The sequence below is a fragment of the Agrobacterium sp. ST15.16.055 genome (genome assembly GCF_027956555.1).
GTDB classification, from domain to species: Bacteria; Pseudomonadota; Alphaproteobacteria; order Rhizobiales; family Rhizobiaceae; genus Agrobacterium; species Agrobacterium salinitolerans.
In genome coordinates this window covers 1-17,396 of record NZ_JAQKGN010000023.1, presented here as the reverse complement: position 1 = coordinate 17,396, position 17,396 = coordinate 1, and the positions used below count along the sequence as shown (strand labels likewise).

Below are 17,396 nucleotides of genomic sequence, written 5' to 3'. Positions count from 1 at the left end.
AGCATGCATGACGGATGACGATAAAGAGCTACTCGAGCGGGGTATTATCGACAACCAGGAGGACGAGGGCAGCGATCCGGCGCAGGCGTTTGAGGAGCTGCGCCAGACTGTCGAGGATCTGGCCGGCGATCTGGTCCACGAAATGACAACGATCCGCAAGGGCGTGGAAGCCGCGCTGGATGGCCAGGAGAAGCTTCAGCAACCGATCGACTATAGCGCCGATCTTGCGCAGCTCGTCCAAAGTTTTGCGCAGGTCGCAGAGCGTCTACACGCGGTCGAAAAGTCCCCTCTTCTGAAAAACGGTCCTGAGCATCATGCGCGCGCGATTGAGCGCAGCGGTGAGAGCTTGGTGAAGAAGGCAGCTCAGCAGTTCCATAACGAGAGCAGGGATTTCCAGCGGGTGGCGCGCGAGATGGCGGGACAAATGGCAAGCGCCCGCGAGCGACGGAGACAAAACCATTGGCTTTGGGTTATCAGTTTAGCCAGTGGCTTCGCCGGCATTCTCGCGACCCTTTTTCTGCCGAGCCTGTTGCCGTTCTCTGCCGCGCCGCGCGTTGCCAGCTTTATCATGGCGAAATCGCCATGGCGCGCTGGCATGGACCTTATGGCATTCGACAGTCCGGAGAGCTGGTACCGGGTATTGTCGGCTGATCAGCTCGTCGAGACGAACAAGACCGAGGTGGCGGCATGCCGTGAGGCCGCAGCCAAGGCTGGTAAGGATCAGAAATGCACGATCACCGTGGCAGCGCCTGAAAAGTAGATTCTTCTAAAGGCGATCAGATCGGCATCCGGTAGCCGTAGAATTCGTGGTCCTCGTTGTAGCCGCCCTGGCCAGCGCCGAGATCGGCGAAATCGTTTACGAATTCGATCGCGGCGATCCATTTCACCATTTTAAAGCCCAACTCGTTCTCGCAACGCAAGCGCAGTGGTGCGCCGTGCAGGACGCTGACAGGCTGGCTATTCATCTCATACGCAAGGATCGTCAATTCATGACGCATGTTCTCAATGCTGTGGACATCGTAATAACGCCCACCGTCGGCGCCGTCCGCCAGTGAATAAAAGACCACGTATCGCGCGTGAGGCATAGGCTTTACCAGGTCGAGAATGTGACGCATGGGAACACCGCCCCATTCTGCTACGCCTGACCATCCCTGGATACAGAAATGCGTGGTGATCTGCTCCTGCTTTGCCATAGCCTTGAGATCGGCCAGGGAGAGTTCTTGTGGTGCGTCGACGAGACCGCTGATCCGAAGCCTGTAACTCTCGAAGTTTTCGGTCACCAGATCTTCGAATTCCTTCGAGTTTGGCATCGTGCCATTTGGCCAGAAGTAGGGAGAAATGTCCTTTTTTGTGAGCTGCGAACGCGCATCCCAGCCTTCGGCCAGCCCCATCAGCCAGCCGATCATGAATGCCCCCGCGCGCTGCACGAGACGCGCATAACGAATTGTGAAAGGTGAGACGATGAGCCACGCCGCGACCAGAATGGCCATGGCGAGCAGAAACAAGGGAAATCCCGTCCAAGAGGCGTCGTTGACACCGCCGAACATGTGATTGGTGTTCTGGCGGATGCCGGTGACGAGAACCATCGCACCGTGCGCCAGAATGAAGCCAACGAACCACGCAAATGATATGAAATGGACCGACCGCATTGCTTGACGATTGAATACTCTACCGAACCATCCGAGAGCATTGGAGATTGCCGGGCTTTGCATCAAGCCGGTGACGATTGAGACGGGCGCCGCTATGAACACCGTCACGAAGTAGCTGAGTTGCTGCAGGCCATTGTAGCGGGTCCAGCCTTCATCGACCGGGAAATTTAGCGACGCATATTGGATCGCTGTTGAAAGCGTTGCTGGAACGACCTCCCAGGTCAGGGGGATGAGCCTACGCCACTGGTCAGTGGAAAACAGCAGGGCGTAAAACGCGATGCCGTTGATCAACCATAGGAGGTTGACCGAAAAGTGCCACCAACGCGAAAGCCCGAGTGTATGGCGCAGGCCAGGAATGCCGAGCCACGTCGGCAGGGTGACGGAATCGTCTTTTGCGGTCCAGATACGGCCCTTCGGCACAGGCACCTGAAACCGGAACCAATCGCTCCCCGGTGTGCAGTCACGTCCCCAATAGAGCCGCGGATGATCTGCCAGGACCTGAAGACCTGACCGCATGATGAACAACATGAAAAACATGTTCAGGAAATGCTGGAGTTGCAGCCACCATGGGAAGCCTGAATCCACCGATGGCTCCGATTGTGCAATGCCTGGATGGCGCTGAATAAAGGCGACCACGCCTGGAAGTTCACGCAGGCTCTGCGACAGTGCGATCAGGCAGAGCAGCGCCGCAGCGCCGATGGGGAGCGCCCACAGCGTATTGATCCATCGGCTTCCCAGCCGTATTCGTGGAAAAATTCCTTGTTGCGGTGGCATCCAGTGATCGAGACGAATGCGATCGTCTGCATTACTGAGACTGGCGCGTAGTGGCTCTGGTGACGTCGGTGGAATTTCCTCAGGCATCAGACCGTCGCTTTCGTTTCGATCGCGCCCGGCGCAGCGTCAGTCGCGTAATAGGGTGAGCGCCGATCCTTTGTGGAAAGCGATGTGCTCGGTTTCGCTGCTCTTGATCTCATACTGCGGCTTTTCTACACTCGCATGGCGAGTATGCTCTTTGATCTTGAACTCGGCGGTATGTACGCGAATGATGGTCCCGCTGACATGGCCGGCTTCCGAATTCCAGCTTACCTGATCGCCGATCTCGAACTTTCTCGCCATTTCTGTTCCTCTTGTGGCCTCCACCATGCGCCGAAAGCCTGACTTAAGACAGCGCTCATTGCAAACAGCGCGCTTTTGATTTGCGATGAAAACGCCTAGTTTCTGGGATTGCTGCTGTTCGTGCGGAGGAGCATTCCATTCATGGAGGTTGATACGAATACCTTTTTCACCATCGGCCACTCCACAATGACGATTGCCGAATTCGTCGATCTGCTCCGAGAGTCCCGCGTTGATTTCGTCGTTGATGTGAGAACGATGCCGCGTTCGCGCACTAATCGTCGACAGAGCAATACCGTCGTCACTGCCGGATGTGAGCTTCCTTGCTCGAAACAGCGCAGCGGAAAAATCTCCAATCAGCCAAGATTTCAACACCGGCCGAAATCCTAAGTGGGATTCTGCGCCGGCGGCACGGATCCAAAATAAGGACGGCGCTCCAGTTCCGAGGATTGAAGCGCGCTTCTCAGACGCAACAGATCTTTACGCGCGATCAGGCCCACTAGCTTGCCAGAAGCCAGATCGACGATCGGAATACGACCAGTTTCCGCGGCGAGCATAAGGTCTGCGATGAAGGCAACCGTATCATCGGTGTGGCCCACTGGAATTGACCCGTCGGAAACCCGGTCTGCCAGAGTTTGATCCGCAAGCTCCTTGTCTCCCTGCCAGCGAAGTGCATCGGCCCGAGACACGACGCCGACCAATGCCCCGTCAGCTTCGACGACCGGATAGATCCGATGCGTTTTCTCCTCGGAGGAGAGGAAGTTGCAGGCTGCTCCGATGGTCATGGAGGCAGGCAAGGTATCGACCTTACGAACCATGATGTCAGCAGCGCGTGTGAATTCAAAAGGGTCGATCCCATATTCGCGCGTGATGTGCTGGCCGCGGCGAGCAATCTTTTCGGTAAGAATCGAGCGACGAAGCAGAAGAACGGTTACGGCATAGGCGGTGACCGTGGCAGCAAGCAAGGGCACGAGAGCGCTGATGTCTCCCGTAATCTCGACCGCGAAGAATGTCCCGGTCAAAGGCGCCCGCATGGTCCCACCCATCATCGCTGCCATACCGAGGAGCGCCCAAAAACCTGGATCTCCGGGAAAGACAAGGCCAACCAGCCAGCCGAGAGCGCCACCCAGAATGAGAAGTGGTGCAAGGACACCACCGGAAGTTCCAGATGACAACGCGACCAGCCAGATTGTTGCCTTGACAAGAAGGATAGCAAGGACGGCCTTCGCAGCGATATGGTTGGAGAGAAGATCTGAGATGATGTCGTAGCCGACGCCAAGCGCACGCGGTTCCAGGAGGCCACCCAATCCAACGATCAAGCCGCCGATAGCTGGCCACCACATCCAATGAATTGGAAGTTTTTCGAAGGCATCCTCGATCTTGTAGAGCAGCGTCGTCAACACGCCGGACTGAAGGCCCGAAATGATGCCCATCGCCGCACACAGGAATATGCCCCACCAGGGAAGATGGGCCTGGAAATTCGTTGGAAAAAGTGGACCTGGATCAAAAAGGAATGGCCGCCAGCAGATTGCGACGCATGCCGCGACGGCCACCGGAATGAAGCTTCGCGGTTTCCATTCAAACAACAGCAATTCAACCGCGAGCATCAAAGCGGCAATAGGCGAGCCGAAAATTGCCGTCATGCCGGCTGCGGCACCAGCGACCAGTAGCGTCTTACGTTCAGCCGCACTCATATGGAAGAATTGGGCAAATAAAGAACCGATAGCGCCACCTGTCATGATGATTGGGCCCTCAGCGCCGAACGGTCCGCCAGTTCCGATCGAAATCGCTGAGGAGAGCGGCTTTAGCAGCGCAACTTTGGGCGACATGCGGCTGCCTCCGATCAGGATGGCCTCTATCGCTTCGGGAATACCGTGACCGCGGATCTTCTCGGAACCAAAGCGCGCCATCAAACCGATGATCAGCCCACCGACCGCAGGCGTTGCCACCATCCAGAGCGACCGTGGGGCATTTGCCAGGGATGATGGCTCGGTGTTGAAGTGCCCGAACCAGACGATGTTTGTCACAAGTGCGATCAGATTGACGAGCACCCACGCAGCCAACGCTCCTCCTGTACCGACGATGATCGCCATGCCGATCAACAGAAGAACGCGCTTGTCCGTTGTGAAGTCACCGGCTTCCCGCCGGGCAAGTCCACCTGTGAAATCATGTTGGCGATGCGGCGGTCTTGTTTCAGGGTTTATCAACGCGAATTCTCCGGGGCCGGCTGCACTTCAGCGCGGTTACATTGTCTCATCGATGTGCCGATATATCGTGATACGATATAAATCAATGATTTTGTCGAGCTGGGATTTTCGTCGTCATGACTAAAAAAGGATGGGAAACCTTGTCGCCGGAAGCCATTGGTGTCCGAGCCTTCACCCGGGACGGACTAGAGCAGATCATGGGACGGCATAGAGGGTGCCGGATGAGTTCAACGAAACGGAGAGATGGTGAGAAGTGAATAAAGATACCCTGAGCGATAGTGACTATGAGGCACTCGCCAACCTGCGTTTCACACTGCGAAAGTTTATGAACTTCAGCACATGCGCTGCCCAGGACGAAGGCCTCCCAGGCCAGCAGCACCAGGCATTGCTTGCAATCAAGGGACATACTTTAGATGACCCTATGACGATTGGAGTGCTGGCGAGCCGGCTACTGATTGCGCCGCACTCGGCAACTGAGCTTGTAGGTCGCCTGAGCGCCGCCGGTCTGGTGACCCGAAATTCCGACCCCACGGACAAGCGACGACAGACATTGGAATTAACCGAACAGGCCGACGCGGTGCTGCTGCGGTTAAGTGCAGCTCATCTCAAGGAAGTGCGCGACATGGCCCCCGAACTCATAACGATCCTTCAGCGTCTGCAAAACGACTTTAAATGAGGTTTCAATGGGCGTGGTACGGAAACCCAACGGTGCACCGAGCAAATTTTGGGGATGGGCAGCACGTGGCAGAATGCTGGTGAGGTGGAAATTCGATCTGTCGCCAACGCACTTTCTGATTGTCAGAAGCGCCGAACAATTACTTTTCAAATTCAGGTTTGTTTTCGAGAGCTGGTTTCGGTGGCGGCCAGACTGGACGCAAGATCAGATATCAAGTCCTGCTCGGCTTCCAGGCCAATCGAAACCCGCAGCAGGCTGTCATTGATCCCTGCAGCCAGACGGGCTTCCTCACCCATTCCGGCGTGGGTCATGGTCGTTGGATGGGCGATCAGACTTTCCACGCCGCCGAGCGACTCGGCGAGAGTGAAGACTCTTAATGCAGTGACGAAGCTGCGCACCGCCTCCAAGCCTCCCTCCAGTTCAAAACTCAGCATGGCACCGAAACCTTTTTGCTGGCGCAACGCGAGCTCCCTGCCGGGATGGGTGTCCAGTCCGGGGTAGTGGACCACCCGGACCTCAGGCCGCCGATCGAGAAATGCCGCCACTGCAGCGGCGGTCTTTTGCTGTTGTTCGATCCGCGGGAAGAGGGTTCTGATGCCACGTAGGGTCAGGTAGGAATCAAAGGGCGAACCTGTGACGCCGATGAGGTTTGCCCAGGCTTTAAGTTCTTCTACATCGCGGGAATTGGCCGCAATTACAGCGCCGCCAACGACGTCGGAGTGACCATTCAGATACTTTGTTGTCGAATGAACGACGAAATCGGCTCCCAGCGCAATGGGCTGTTGCAGCGCAGGCGACAGGAAGGTGTTGTCAACGACAAGACGGGCGTTGGCGGACTTGGCGCGCTCCGCAATCGCTTTGATATCGACCACCCGCATGAGCGGATTGCTCGGTGTTTCAACCATCACCAGTGAAACACGCCGTTGCAGGGCTGCATCAAACATGGCCGTGTCCTGCTGATCGACGAACTCTACTTCGAAATGGCCCCGGTCGCACAGAGCCCGGAGCAGTCGGTATGTTCCGCCGTAACAGTCGTGTGGCGCAATGACGCGATCGCCGGGTTTTAAAAGACTGAGAATGAGATTCACGGCCGCCATTCCCGATGATGTCACCACGGCTCCCGCTCCGCCCTCAAGCTTTGCTAGTGTGTCGGCGAGCAGGTCCCGCGTCGGGTTGGAGGTGCGGGAGTATTCGTACGCTTGCGCGTGTTCGAATTTTTGAAACGCGAAGTTGCTGGATAGGTAGATGGGAGCCGTCACAGCACCGAAAGCGTTGTCGTCAGCAATGCCGTTCGATGCTGCGATCGTTCTGATATCTGTCATCTGCAAACCATCCAATCCGTATTTTTTTGATGTCGGTGCCAAGAATGGGTCCGAAACTTCTGCCTGCCTCAGTGGGAAGCCTGACTGTGTTCATGAGAGACCCAGCCACTGAAAATCTCCAAATAACGATATTAATTCTTGATATAAGAATGACAATAAGCAATCGTTCTCTCTTGGAGATTTTTTGTTGCGCCACTGGCGCTTTGTGAATGGACACGAATTTGTTTGTCGAGTGCAGCCCAAACGGGGATTTCACCCTGGATTCGAGCGAGATCGCTTCCCGGTTCGGGGTGTCGCAATCGGAATTCCGCAGCTACATCCAGCGTGGTCTTGTCGCGAGCTCTGTGGAGATTGGTTCGGATGAGCATGCAGGGACGAAGCGTCTGTCGCTACGCTTCGGCAATCGTCAATGGCGCGCAATCCTGGATATCGAAAATGAGGTTCAGCACGAGGAGTTGACGTTCCTTAAGGGTAGATCGCCGAAACGGTCACCGCGTCAATGACTGCCATCTTCAAAATGAGATCTGCACTGCGTTTGCCGATGACAGGGAGCAGGCATATGCTGCAGACAACGCAGCGCTTTGGTGGTTGAATGGAAAATGAATTGCAAGCACGCGCCGCACATAGCGCTGAGATTAGCAATCGGGCTGATGCGGAAATGCAAGCACTCGGCATCAATCGCGCCTTGATCAGTGCCGTGGTTGACACATTTTACGCGCGTGTGTCGGAGCATCCGGAGCTGGGTCCCGTTTTCAACGCAAGGCTTTCGGGACGCTGGTCGGAGCACACCCTGAAAATGAAAAGCTTCTGGTCAGCGGTCGCCTTCCACGATGGCTCCTATGGGGGGAAACCTGTTCAGGCCCATTTAGGTGTGGCCAACCTAACGCCAGAACTATTCCCAAAATGGCTGGAGCTGTTTGAAACAACGCTGGACAACGTCGTCACGAATGAAGACGCCAAAGCATGGTTCATGGCGACGGCAGAGCGTATCGCCCGAAGCCTGACAATTTCGCTATTCTACAATCCAGCGCTGGATGATCCTAACCGGCGGTCATAACTGGCAAACAGTTTCGCGGCTGATCGCGCCTCGATCGCCGAGCTATTGCCATTTGCCATGCCGAAGTATTCCCAGAATAGATAAAATCGTGATACTTGACCTGAAGATCGTCAGGCCGATCTCTTTCTAAGCGCCAGGACAGACGGGTATGCGAGTCTGAGCCAGAAGCCGTTCTCGTTCAGACCGCGTTGATCGATACTCCCACCTACCGGTGGCCGCTTTTCGCCGGAAAACGATCTCCAGCCAGCATAATGTATCGTTCGCCGGCAAGACCGGGTACCAGGCATACCAGTGCAACCAATTTTTTCTTGATGGCCTGCGGTCCATAAGCATTGTTCGCTCCTATGCTTGAACGCCGTTTGGTAGGGAAAGAAAAACAAAAAGGCACACTGCTGACAGGGCTATGCCGATCTCATCTCGTAGATGGTCGCGCAACGGTATCGACAGCATCAGGCCGGTCGCAAACACGAGGCTCCCGATAGTTGCTCCCAAGTTGGAATAAGTGAAGGTCACTGCGGACAGCGCCAGGCTGGCGGCGAGCGTCGTCATGACGGGTGTATGCACAGCAAGGGCATTGTTTCGGTAAAGGATCAGAAATGGGTTCCAGCTGAGCGCAATAGCCGCCGTTAGAAAGACTGGAATGAGTGAGGAAACGTCCAGCGAACTCATCGCCTAGCCCTCGAATTTCCACGCGAAAAGATTATCACAACCTTGGCGAAACCGGATGTCAGTATCGGTGACGATCGCATCCATGGGAATGTCATGACCTTGAGGACGGATCGTCTCGATCTGCTGGAAGTCAAACCCGACGCCGATCACGATAGGCTTTGGATGGAGCACAGCGAGCGTTCGATCAAAATACCCACCTCCGAACCCAAGCCGGTAACAATGCGCGTCAAACCCGACAACCGGGGCAATGACGATATCCGGTTGGCGTTCATCACCGTGCAGCGGAACAGGGATATTCAGGACTCCGCGCGTCAATTCCTCGCCAATCCGCCAGGATCGAAACGTGAGAGGCTTGTTCTTTTCAGACACCACCGGCAAAAGGCATGTCGCGCCGCGGGCTGAAGCCGCTGTCAACCAGCCGCGGAGATCAGGTTCGCCCAGAAATGGCCAGTAGAGACTGATGGTTCGCCCGTTGACTTCAGGCAATAGCTGATCGAGGTTTTGCCGGATTCGCAAGGATTTCTGGTCGCGCTCTTCTGCGTTGAGACGGGCCCGCTGATCGATCAGACGGCGCCGCTCACCTTTGCGCCATTTCTTGACCGTTTCACCACTACCGTCCAGTCCCATATAGGCTGGATCGACTTCGTGCATGAAACAGGCAGGAGAAGAGAAGCCATCTGGATTGTCATTCTGATTTTCGTCGATCATCTGACATTTCTTTTCTATCTGATGGCTTCAGGCCATCACCTTCGGCTTGCGTGATGTTCGCTCATGGAGAATAATAAGGCAATACCATTCTTAAATGGAGACTTTTTTGGATCCGACTTCTCTGCATATTTTTCTGATCGTCGCCGACGAGACGAGCGTGACGCGCGCGGCGAAGCAGCTTGGTCGGGCGCCTTCGAATGTAACGACACGTATCCAGCTTCTTGAGGAGCAAGTTGGCGCCTTGCTGTTCAGCCGGGAGGGAAAGAAGATGACCCTGACCCGCGAAGGACAAATTTTCTTGGGCTACGCGAAGAAAATGCTCGCTTTTGCAACAGAGGCGCGTCTTGCGCTCAGGAAAGAAAACCAGGTGGAGGCGTTGCGGGTGGGTACGATGGAAAGCACGGCGGCAAGCCGTCTGCCTCCGGTGCTTGCAACATTTAACGAAGCCTGGCCACAGGTGTCATTGCGTTTGACACTTGGCGCAACGCTGGAATTGGCAAAGGCGGTGATTGCCGACGAACTCGATTGCGCTCTCATCGCCCAACCGCCTGATCAGAAAGAATGGGCAGGGATGCTTGGGCGTGAGCAGCATCCGCTTCACGCGACAAGGGTCTTTCAGGAAGAGCTGCTTCTGATCCTGCCGTCCAACCATCCTCCGCTCCGCAACGCCGGCGACATTCGGCTGACGGCTCTTGCCGCTCTTGAACCAGGTTGTACCTATCGCCGCATTGCCGAGCGTTGGATGAAATTGGGAGCCGACGTTCCAACAATGGAGTTGACCTCCTATCACTCCATTCTCGCTCACGTCGTTGCGGGAAACGCAGTGGGTGTCATACCGCGCTCTGTCCTTGACGGCATGCACTGGACCGCCGATATCGTTGTGCATTCCCTTGGTCCGGTCGATACACTGCTCATTTCCCGGAATGATCGGAGGTCTGATCCGCTTCGCGGATTTGAAGATATGCTTCTGGCCTCAACGCCTCCGCTCTCCGCTTCCCTTTCTCCTTCCTGAACCCGCCACCAGTCTCTCATCAGGTTTTTCCCATGTCCCCTTCCGACCCCCGAGGAGCGGCCCAGAAGCGCGCGCTTCTGTCACTATGGCTGTTTAGACCCATTCTTGCCGGCGCAACGTTGCGCGATCGGCTGCTGGCATGCCTTGGCGCTCTCGCGGCGATCGCGCTGACAGGTCTGATTTGCAGCTACCTGCTCGGAAAAGGTTCACATCTACCGTTGATCGTCGCGCCGATGGGCGCCTCGGCCGTGCTGCTGTTTGCCGTTCCGGCAAGCCCGCTTGCCCAGCCATGGTCTATCATCGGAGGCAATACGATTTCGGCCTTCATGGGGGTGCTTGCCGCCAGCCTGATCAGCGACCCGATCATAGCTACTGGTGTGGGCGTCTCACTGGCGATCGCGGCGATGTCCTTTACCCGGTGTCTCCATCCGCCTGGGGGGGCGGCAGCCCTGACAGCCGTCCTTGGTGGACCTGCGGTCGCAAGCTGGGGCATGCTGTTTCCGTTCATTCCAGTTGCCCTGAACTCCTGCATCCTCGTCGCAGTCGGCCTGTTGTTCCACAAGCTATCCCGGCATAACTACCCGCATGTCGCCTCGCCTACGGTGAACGGCCATCTGACTGCAGACCTTCCACCAGCCGAGCGAGTGGGGTTTCGTGACGAGGATATTGACGCCGCCCTTGAGGCGCTTCACGAGACATTCGACATCGACCGCACTGACCTTGGACTATTGCTTCGCCGTGTGGAGTACGAGGCTGTCGCCCGCTCTAATGACGGGATCAAATGTGCGGACATCATGTCGCGCGACGTTATTGTGGCGGACGTTGATGCCACCATCGATGAGGCCCGGGAGCTGCTTCTCAAGCACAATATCCGAACCTTACCGGTCAAAAATCGAAACGGACAACTGCTCGGTACTGTGGGTTTGAGAGAATTGGCGATGGGAGAAGGTTCGTTGAAGGAACTGATCTCTCTGCCAACGACCGCTTCGGCTGCCGATCGAGCCCTGAGCCTGCTTCCCATCCTGACGGACGGCAAAACACATGCGGTGATCGTCGTCGATGAGCAGAGCCACATTATCGGGCTGATTTCCCAGACCGACCTTTTGAGCGCCGTTGCACGGTCCCTTCCAAAAGGGCCTCATCAGACAGCGGCGAATTAACCTTTGACCACAGCGAATTCGGGGCGGTCGAAGTGGCGTCGAAGGATGCCGAGAAATTCCAAGACGCTTGCTATCGATGATAGAGGAGCTGAGGATCAATGGATCGACCGGAGGCCCATATACAATGTCAAGCTGACGACGGATATGGCGATCGTCATGTTCGGCTTGGAGTCGTCAAATACTGACGCAAGCCAGAGGCTGAATGTCAGAACGATCGGTATTGCCCAGAGTTTTTGATCAGACACCGTGAAGGCAACCGCTGCCAGGAAGATAGCACTTGCCACCATTGTCACGGGTGACCGCTGTTCAGCAGCATCGCCGCCGGGAAAGTACGGCAGGAGAAACCGCCGCAGACTCAAACCGGTAGCGGCGCTTAGGAGAAGACAAGTCACCAAAGGTTGGAACATAGTTTGCGCCGCCGATCGATATAGAAGTCTCCGTCTTCCAGCAAAATTTATGCCATTCTAGAGCCCTGCAAATAATGCTGCCACGGGAGCCCTGCAAATAATGCTGCCACGGGAGCCACGGCTGATAGCGTGGTGATTTCGTGGGCGAAACGGTGCTTTTTTCGGCAAATTTACCGTACTCGTTGAGGCTCCAAAAAATGCCGCCCTATTGCTTTCCTGTCCTGTCACATCAACAGTTTAACGACCTAGCAGACCGAGGATCATCGTCAGTCAAAACTTAAGCTGCCGCATATTGAATTAGCGGCAAGTGCCGCCTTGTCGTCAAAAGGTGACTACCCAACAGATTATTCGAGTCCTGCGCGCTTGCGCAGTGAGGCGATTTCAGAGGTGGTGAGAGACCTGCTGTCTCCTTTTTGTAAATCACCCAATCGCAGCGTGTCGACTGCTATCCTGACCAATCGCAGACAGTCCAGTCCGACGCCTTCCAGCATTCTGCGGATTTGCCGGTACCGACCCTCGCGCAGTTCGACCTCAATCCAGGCGTGCTTGCTGCCGCGGCGCAGAAGGTCAACGGAGGTGGCGCGAAGGAGCTCACCGTCGCTGGGAATGCCGAAAATCATCTGCTCCAGTTCCGGGGTGCCAATTTCTCCGCCGACTTGGACGTGATAGATCTTGGGAACATTCGTGACAGGGTCAAGAAGACGCTGTGCAAGTACCGTGTCGTTTGTAAACAACAGCAACCCTTCGCTGGCCTTGTCCAGGCGACCGACCGGCGAAACGAATGGCATGTCCTGAAGCTTGAGGCAGTCAAATACCGTTGCACGGCCATCGGGATCATCACGCGTGGTAACCACACCGCGAGGTTTGTTCATCATGATGTAAAGCTTGGCCGATGCCGAAACAGTTTGTCCATCGACCGCGATCAGATCGGATATCAGATCGACCCATATTGATGGGTCCATGGCACGACGTCCATTGAGTTTAACCCGGCCCTCGGCAATCAATCGTTCAGCCTGCGTTCGCGAACAGTGGCCAAGTTTGGACAACGCGCGCGGAAGCGTCACCCGCATACCGCGGGGTGCTATGGTTTTTATGGTCAAGATATTAAAGCCGAAAGATTTAGCGAGAGGCGTCAGCCACTGCTATTGTTTGGAGAACTGCATGATCCTGGTCCTCCGAACGCTAACCAGGATTTACCTGCGTTCGGGCCAAGAGCCGTTTTTCGAGCGTTGAGGCTCTCTAAAGGGTTGGATAAAAAGCGTTGCCATAGGATGTCTCTGCGCCGGTGGGTTGCAAAAGTCAAACCTGTCGGCGCGCATCAACGCCGGCAGGTGTCATCACGCGGTCGTCAGATTATGCCGAGCGCATCCATCGCCTCGGCCACCCGCACGAAGCCGCCGATGTTGGCGCCGAGGACATAGTCGCCCGGCGTGCCGTATTCTTCGGCCGTCGTAGCGCATGTATCATGGATATTGTGCATGATCATCGCCAGACGATTTTCTGTCTGCTCGAAAGTCCAGCTATCCCGCGAAGCATTTTGCTGCATTTCCAACGCCGATGTTGCGACGCCCCCTGCATTGGCGGCTTTGCCCGGCGCAAACAATACCCCTGCTTCCTGAAAAAGCCGCACCGCTTCCGGCGTGGTTGGCATGTTGGCGCCTTCGCCGACCGCGATGACCTTGTTCCGGATCAGTGCCTTGGCATCACGTCCGGTCAATTCGTTCTGGGTCGCGGAAGGCATTGCGACATCGCACGCCACGTCCCAGATGGACCCCCCCTCGACCCAATTGCTGCCAGCGCCTTTTACACCAACATATTCTGAGATCCGACCGCGTCGCTCTTCCTTGATCTCTTTTACGAGGTCAAGATCGATGCCATTTTCATCCACGACATAGCCGGACGAATCCGAGCAAGCGACAATCTTACCCCCGAATTCCATGACCTTTTCCATGGTATAGATGGCAACGTTGCCGGAGCCCGAGACCACCACGCGTTTGCCTTCGAAGTTGTGGCCTTTCGTCGAAAGCATCCGCTCGACAAAATAGGTCGCACCATATCCTGTCGCTTCCCTCCGCGCTCTTGAGCCGCCATGGAACAACGCCTTGCCGGTTAATACTCCCGCCTCGTACCGGTTGGTGAGGCGCTTGTACTGGCCAAACATGTAGCCGATCTCCCGACCGCCGACGCCGATATCGCCGGCGGGCACATCCGTGTACTCGCCGATATGGCGATGCAGTTCAGTCATGAAGGATTGGCAAAACCGCATGATTTCGCCGTCCGAGCGGCCGCGCGGATTGAAATCCGACCCGCCCTTGCCGCCGCCGATCGGCATTCCCGTCAATGCGTTCTTGAAAGTTTGTTCAAAGCCAAGGAATTTGACGATGCCCACATTCACGGAAGGGTGGAAACGAATGCCCCCTTTATAGGGGCCAAGGGCAGAGTTGAATTGCACGCGGAAGCCGCGGTTGATCTGTACTTGACCCGTGTCATCAACCCAGGGGACACGAAAGATGATCTGCCGTTCGGGCTCGCAAATGCGCTCTATGAGAGCATTATCGGCATAATTTGGATGTTTAGCGATGACGCGACCCAGGCTTTCAAGAACTTCACGGACCGCCTGATGAAATTCCAACTCACCGGCATTGCGCCGCAGCACCTCAGCCAGGATCGGTTCAAGCTTCTCATCCACATTCGCCAATTCTTATTCTCCAGTCATAGATTGTTGCCTGAATATCAGGCGGCGAATTGGCTGATAGCTCAAAACTTGTGCAAAATGAAATGGATTTGAGGGGTCGATTGGTAGAGTGGATTTTCAATGCTTATGTAATAAGCTGGAGCGACTTAACTGCAATCAAACCGTCAATCACCTAACAGCTTCACCGGCCTTGCTTGACTTCCGCGATTAACGGGCACATCATCAAAAGATGTTGATCGAGCCCCTCCACAATATTTCCAAGCGAGTATGCCTTATCGCAGGCATATGACCCCCGGCCCGGTCGTGTCTCACCCCGGTCGAGGGGCATAGGTAGCTTTCCGCAAGTCGGTTGAAGCAGCCCAAAGAGGCGACAGTCTTTCCAATTCTATTTAATCGAATGCAGCGCGCTTTGTGCGTGGCTGCGTATATGTATAGGAAACCAGCAATGGCTGCCGAAAAGAAAACGCATAGCAAGCCGGCCATCATCGTTACCGATTCCGACCACGAGAGGCTCTCACGCCTTGCCGAGGCACACGCAGCGCGCAATCCGGAGGTGTCCGAAGAACTCCTGGCCGAGCTCGACCGCGCCCGCATTGTTCCCGACAAGAAGATCGGCATTGATGTCGTGCGCATGGGGTCTACGCTCCAGTTTGTAAGCGACCTCGGCGATGAACGCCTCGTCATGCTCGTTTTCCCCGGCGAAGCCGATATCGCGGCCGGCAAGGTATCCATCCTTACGCCTATCGGCGCCGCCCTGATCGGCCTTTCTACGGGTCAGTCGATCGATTGGACTGCTCGAGATGGTCGCGTCCATCGCCTCACAGTAAAGAGCGTGGAGGCGCCGGCTGTAAGCTTTCCCGCCTCCACGGGCTCGGTCGAACTGCGGTCCGCATCATAATGCGCTGTCCGCTGTCCTGCCTCCTCTCCCTTTATGGAGGTTGCCTCATCGCAGGATAATCGCCCCCTGCTCCGCCTCAGGCGGACAGGGGATCTCCAGTTCATATTTCATATGCGTGCTCCCGTTGGAGTAAAGGAGAACTGCGATGTCAGACGATCACTTCATCCTCACCACGAAAGATTTATCCATTTTGGAAGCTATGGCTGACGACCCGCGCGGTCGCTACCAACTGCTTCTTCCGCTCATTCGCCATAAAATCGCCAAGGCAGTCGTCATTTTTCGCGAGGATCTGCAAGACGGGATCGCCAGCATCAACAGCAGAGTGAGCTTCCGTGTCAATGGCAGCGCGAGGGATACCCGTGTGCTCTCGACCGGTCAGGTCACCGCGCCGATTGGCATGTTCCTGCCAATCACGACTACGCGTGGTCTGGCTCTTCTCGGTCTTACGGAAGGCCAAGATATGGTCTTCACCGATACAAGCGGACTGGAAGACCGGATTTTTCTCGAGAGAGTGGAATATCAGCCGGAGGCTTCATTGCGCGAACGCCGGGCGCTTAATCAGGCAACCAATACCTTAAGGCAGAAGCCACTGCTGCGCATAGTGTCCGACGGGATGGGTCAAGCGCGCCTCAAGGTTCCCGCCACACCGGATGCTACTGATGATCCGGGGCCGTCAGCGGCCTGATCCGCCTGATCGTTTGACGCAGACGCGCGCTCGACGCAGCGCGCGTCTGCGCAAGAACATGAAGAAGGCTCCAGCATGTCGAATAATTCCCCCCCGGCACAAGAGTTGCCGCATAGTGCGTTCACGCAAGGGCTCCTATGGATGGGCCTCAGCATGATCTCTTTCATCGGCATGTCAGTCGGCTCGCGCGAGCTTGCGAGCACACTGTCCATCCAGCAGGTGCTATTCTTCCGCGCGCTCGTGGGCCTTTTCGTCATCCTTACGCTCGGCCGTGCGCTGCTGCCCGAACTGCGGAAAGGCAAGCTGATTAGGCTGCATTTGGCGCGAAATGTCGTCCACTTCTTTGCCCAATACCTATGGACGATCGGCGTCGTGATGCTGCCGCTCGCTTCAGTGTTCGCTCTGGAATTTACCATGCCGATCTGGGTTGCCTTCTTCGCCCTCCTTTTTTTGAAGGAACAGCTGACGAGGTCGCGGATACTTGCCACCATCGGCGGCTTCATCGGCGTCCTCGTCATCGTCCGCCCGGGCATCGGCATGGTCGATCCGGCCGCAGGGCTCGTGCTGATTGCCGCCGCCGGCTACGGTCTGTCATTGATCTTAGTCAAGCAACTGACGCGGGAGGTTTCGCCGGGCGCCATCGTCGTTTGGATGATTGTCATCCAGCTGCCGCTCGGCTTCCTTGCCTCGCTAACGGACTGGCGTCCAGTGAGCTTCACCGACATCCCCTGGATGTTGATCGCCGGACTCGGGGCGCTTGCCGCCCACTACTGTCAGGCCCAGGCACTCAAACGTCTCGACGCATCCGTAGTTATGCCAATCGACTTCCTGCGCGTGCCAATGGCTGCCATCGTCGGCTATTACGCTTACGTCGAAGCCATCGATCTTTGGGTCTTCCTCGGAGGTGGGATTATCCTGTTTTCCAACTACCGGGCGGTGATGGTGGAGCGACGGAAAACGACACTGTGAGAGGCTTCAGCATCTCAGACATCTGGCCCAATCAAGCCGGATTAACAGTCGCTTCCCCAATAGCTTTGGCCATCCCGGTTGGCTGACAATCTGTATCTGCATACTCAGTGATATCTTCTGTGTTCCGGGTTTGGCATCAAGTTATTGCGAGGTGGTCTATATGTGATAA

The 17,396-nt window shown here is 56.0% G+C and carries 18 protein-coding genes and 1 pseudogene; 10 read left to right on the top strand and 9 right to left on the bottom strand.

What is annotated here, in order from left to right:
* Positions 1-7: 7 nt before the first annotated feature.
* On the top strand, positions 8-760 hold the full coding sequence (locus PL599_RS22055) for a DUF6118 family protein (protein ID WP_109858674.1): 753 nt from the start codon (positions 8-10) through the stop codon (positions 758-760).
* Positions 761-776: 16 nt separating this feature from the next.
* Here PL599_RS22055 and PL599_RS22050 read toward each other — a convergent pair whose 3' ends face one another.
* Entirely contained in the window at positions 777-2,510 is a 1,734-nt protein-coding gene (locus tag PL599_RS22050; RefSeq protein ID WP_109858673.1) for a molybdopterin-dependent oxidoreductase, read from the bottom strand.
* Between the two features lie 39 nt (positions 2,511-2,549).
* Entirely contained in the window at positions 2,550-2,765 is a 216-nt protein-coding gene (locus PL599_RS22045) for a DUF2945 domain-containing protein (protein WP_109858672.1), read from the bottom strand.
* Positions 2,766-2,906: 141 nt separating this feature from the next.
* Here PL599_RS22045 and PL599_RS22040 point away from each other — a divergent pair.
* Positions 2,907-3,041: pseudogene (locus tag PL599_RS22040) on the top strand (DUF488 family protein); the annotation flags it as partial.
* Positions 3,042-3,148: 107 nt separating this feature from the next.
* Here PL599_RS22040 and PL599_RS22035 read toward each other — a convergent pair.
* Positions 3,149-4,969 (bottom strand): chloride channel protein, encoded by a 1,821-nt coding sequence (locus PL599_RS22035; RefSeq protein WP_278002356.1) that lies wholly within the window; start codon positions 4,967-4,969, stop codon positions 3,149-3,151.
* A gap of 325 nt (positions 4,970-5,294) precedes the next feature.
* Between PL599_RS22035 and PL599_RS22030 the strand changes: the two genes are divergently transcribed.
* A complete protein-coding gene (locus PL599_RS22030; RefSeq protein WP_109858680.1) occupies positions 5,295-5,645 on the top strand; it encodes a MarR family winged helix-turn-helix transcriptional regulator in 351 nt (116 codons plus the stop codon).
* 152 nt (positions 5,646-5,797) lie between these two features.
* Here the strand turns inward: PL599_RS22030 and metB are convergent, their stop codons facing one another.
* Positions 5,798-6,967: a cystathionine gamma-synthase gene (gene metB, locus PL599_RS22025; protein WP_109858670.1), complete on the bottom strand. Its 1,170-nt coding sequence runs from the start codon at positions 6,965-6,967 to the stop codon at positions 5,798-5,800.
* A 209-nt stretch (positions 6,968-7,176) separates the two neighbouring features.
* Here metB and PL599_RS22020 point away from each other — a divergent pair, with 209 nt between their 5' ends.
* Positions 7,177-7,470, top strand: coding sequence for a DUF6522 family protein (locus PL599_RS22020; protein WP_109858669.1), 294 nt, complete (start codon positions 7,177-7,179; stop codon positions 7,468-7,470).
* An 89-nt stretch (positions 7,471-7,559) separates the two neighbouring features.
* The gene (locus PL599_RS22015; RefSeq protein WP_109858668.1) at positions 7,560-8,024 is read left to right on the top strand and encodes a group III truncated hemoglobin; all 465 of its coding nucleotides are present in this window, start codon (positions 7,560-7,562) and stop codon (positions 8,022-8,024) included.
* Between the two features lie 342 nt (positions 8,025-8,366).
* Here PL599_RS22015 and PL599_RS22005 read toward each other — a convergent pair whose 3' ends face one another.
* On the bottom strand, positions 8,367-8,693 hold the full coding sequence (locus PL599_RS22005) for a hypothetical protein (RefSeq protein ID WP_109858666.1): 327 nt from the start codon (positions 8,691-8,693) through the stop codon (positions 8,367-8,369).
* Positions 8,694-8,696: 3 nt separating this feature from the next.
* Positions 8,697-9,401 (bottom strand): 5-formyltetrahydrofolate cyclo-ligase, encoded by a 705-nt coding sequence (locus PL599_RS22000; protein WP_109858665.1) that lies wholly within the window; start codon positions 9,399-9,401, stop codon positions 8,697-8,699.
* Positions 9,402-9,507: 106 nt separating this feature from the next.
* Here PL599_RS22000 and PL599_RS21995 point away from each other — a divergent pair, with 106 nt between their 5' ends.
* Together PL599_RS21995 and PL599_RS21990 are read left to right on the top strand one after the other, a co-directional pair.
* Complete coding sequence (locus tag PL599_RS21995; RefSeq protein WP_109858679.1) at positions 9,508-10,413, top strand: LysR substrate-binding domain-containing protein; 906 nt, start codon at positions 9,508-9,510, stop codon at positions 10,411-10,413.
* A gap of 32 nt (positions 10,414-10,445) precedes the next feature.
* Positions 10,446-11,573 (top strand): HPP family protein, encoded by a 1,128-nt coding sequence (locus PL599_RS21990; RefSeq protein ID WP_109858664.1) that lies wholly within the window; start codon positions 10,446-10,448, stop codon positions 11,571-11,573.
* A 95-nt stretch (positions 11,574-11,668) separates the two neighbouring features.
* On the opposite strand, the gene PL599_RS21985 is transcribed toward PL599_RS21990, so the two are convergent.
* The 3 genes from PL599_RS21985 to gdhA all read right to left on the bottom strand — a co-directional run bounded on the left by PL599_RS21985 (position 11,669) and on the right by gdhA (position 14,678).
* A complete protein-coding gene (locus PL599_RS21985; RefSeq protein ID WP_109858663.1) occupies positions 11,669-11,980 on the bottom strand; it encodes a hypothetical protein in 312 nt (103 codons plus the stop codon).
* A 344-nt stretch (positions 11,981-12,324) separates the two neighbouring features.
* Complete coding sequence (locus PL599_RS21980) at positions 12,325-13,050, bottom strand: pseudouridine synthase (protein WP_109858662.1); 726 nt, start codon at positions 13,048-13,050, stop codon at positions 12,325-12,327.
* Positions 13,051-13,328: 278 nt separating this feature from the next.
* Positions 13,329-14,678 (bottom strand): NADP-specific glutamate dehydrogenase, encoded by a 1,350-nt coding sequence (gene gdhA / locus PL599_RS21975; protein ID WP_142914242.1) that lies wholly within the window; start codon positions 14,676-14,678, stop codon positions 13,329-13,331.
* A gap of 442 nt (positions 14,679-15,120) precedes the next feature.
* On the opposite strand from gdhA, the gene rnk reads away from it, so the two are divergent.
* From rnk to PL599_RS21960, 3 genes are all read left to right on the top strand, one after another.
* Positions 15,121-15,573 carry a nucleoside diphosphate kinase regulator gene (gene rnk, locus PL599_RS21970; RefSeq protein WP_109858661.1) on the top strand — a complete coding sequence of 151 codons (453 nt, stop codon included), beginning with the start codon at positions 15,121-15,123 and terminating at the stop codon, positions 15,571-15,573.
* 145 nt (positions 15,574-15,718) lie between these two features.
* Positions 15,719-16,258 (top strand): nucleoside-diphosphate kinase, encoded by a 540-nt coding sequence (locus PL599_RS21965; RefSeq protein ID WP_109858660.1) that lies wholly within the window; start codon positions 15,719-15,721, stop codon positions 16,256-16,258.
* A 75-nt stretch (positions 16,259-16,333) separates the two neighbouring features.
* A complete protein-coding gene (locus PL599_RS21960; protein WP_109858659.1) occupies positions 16,334-17,227 on the top strand; it encodes a DMT family transporter in 894 nt (297 codons plus the stop codon).
* Positions 17,228-17,396 lie beyond the last annotated feature (169 nt).

Excerpts from the sequence above, each read along its gene's own strand:
- PL599_RS22055 (WP_109858674.1), top strand. The coding sequence starts at position 8 with ATGACGGATGACGATAAAGAGCTACTCGAGCGGGGTATTATCGACAAC.
- PL599_RS22050 (WP_109858673.1), bottom strand. The coding sequence starts at position 2,510 with ATGCCTGAGGAAATTCCACCGACGTCACCAGAGCCACTACGCGCCAGT.
- PL599_RS22045 (WP_109858672.1), bottom strand. The coding sequence starts at position 2,765 with ATGGCGAGAAAGTTCGAGATCGGCGATCAGGTAAGCTGGAATTCGGAA.
- PL599_RS22030 (WP_109858680.1), top strand. The coding sequence starts at position 5,295 with ATGAACTTCAGCACATGCGCTGCCCAGGACGAAGGCCTCCCAGGCCAG.
- metB (WP_109858670.1), bottom strand. The coding sequence starts at position 6,967 with ATGACAGATATCAGAACGATCGCAGCATCGAACGGCATTGCTGACGAC.
- PL599_RS22020 (WP_109858669.1), top strand. The coding sequence starts at position 7,177 with ATGGACACGAATTTGTTTGTCGAGTGCAGCCCAAACGGGGATTTCACC.
- PL599_RS22015 (WP_109858668.1), top strand. The coding sequence starts at position 7,560 with ATGGAAAATGAATTGCAAGCACGCGCCGCACATAGCGCTGAGATTAGC.
- PL599_RS22005 (WP_109858666.1), bottom strand. The coding sequence starts at position 8,693 with ATGAGTTCGCTGGACGTTTCCTCACTCATTCCAGTCTTTCTAACGGCG.
- PL599_RS22000 (WP_109858665.1), bottom strand. The coding sequence starts at position 9,401 with ATGATCGACGAAAATCAGAATGACAATCCAGATGGCTTCTCTTCTCCT.
- PL599_RS21990 (WP_109858664.1), top strand. The coding sequence starts at position 10,446 with ATGTCCCCTTCCGACCCCCGAGGAGCGGCCCAGAAGCGCGCGCTTCTG.
- PL599_RS21985 (WP_109858663.1), bottom strand. The coding sequence starts at position 11,980 with ATGTTCCAACCTTTGGTGACTTGTCTTCTCCTAAGCGCCGCTACCGGT.
- PL599_RS21980 (WP_109858662.1), bottom strand. The coding sequence starts at position 13,050 with ATGCGGGTGACGCTTCCGCGCGCGTTGTCCAAACTTGGCCACTGTTCG.
- rnk (WP_109858661.1), top strand. The coding sequence starts at position 15,121 with ATGGCTGCCGAAAAGAAAACGCATAGCAAGCCGGCCATCATCGTTACC.
- PL599_RS21965 (WP_109858660.1), top strand. The coding sequence starts at position 15,719 with ATGTCAGACGATCACTTCATCCTCACCACGAAAGATTTATCCATTTTG.
- PL599_RS21960 (WP_109858659.1), top strand. The coding sequence starts at position 16,334 with ATGTCGAATAATTCCCCCCCGGCACAAGAGTTGCCGCATAGTGCGTTC.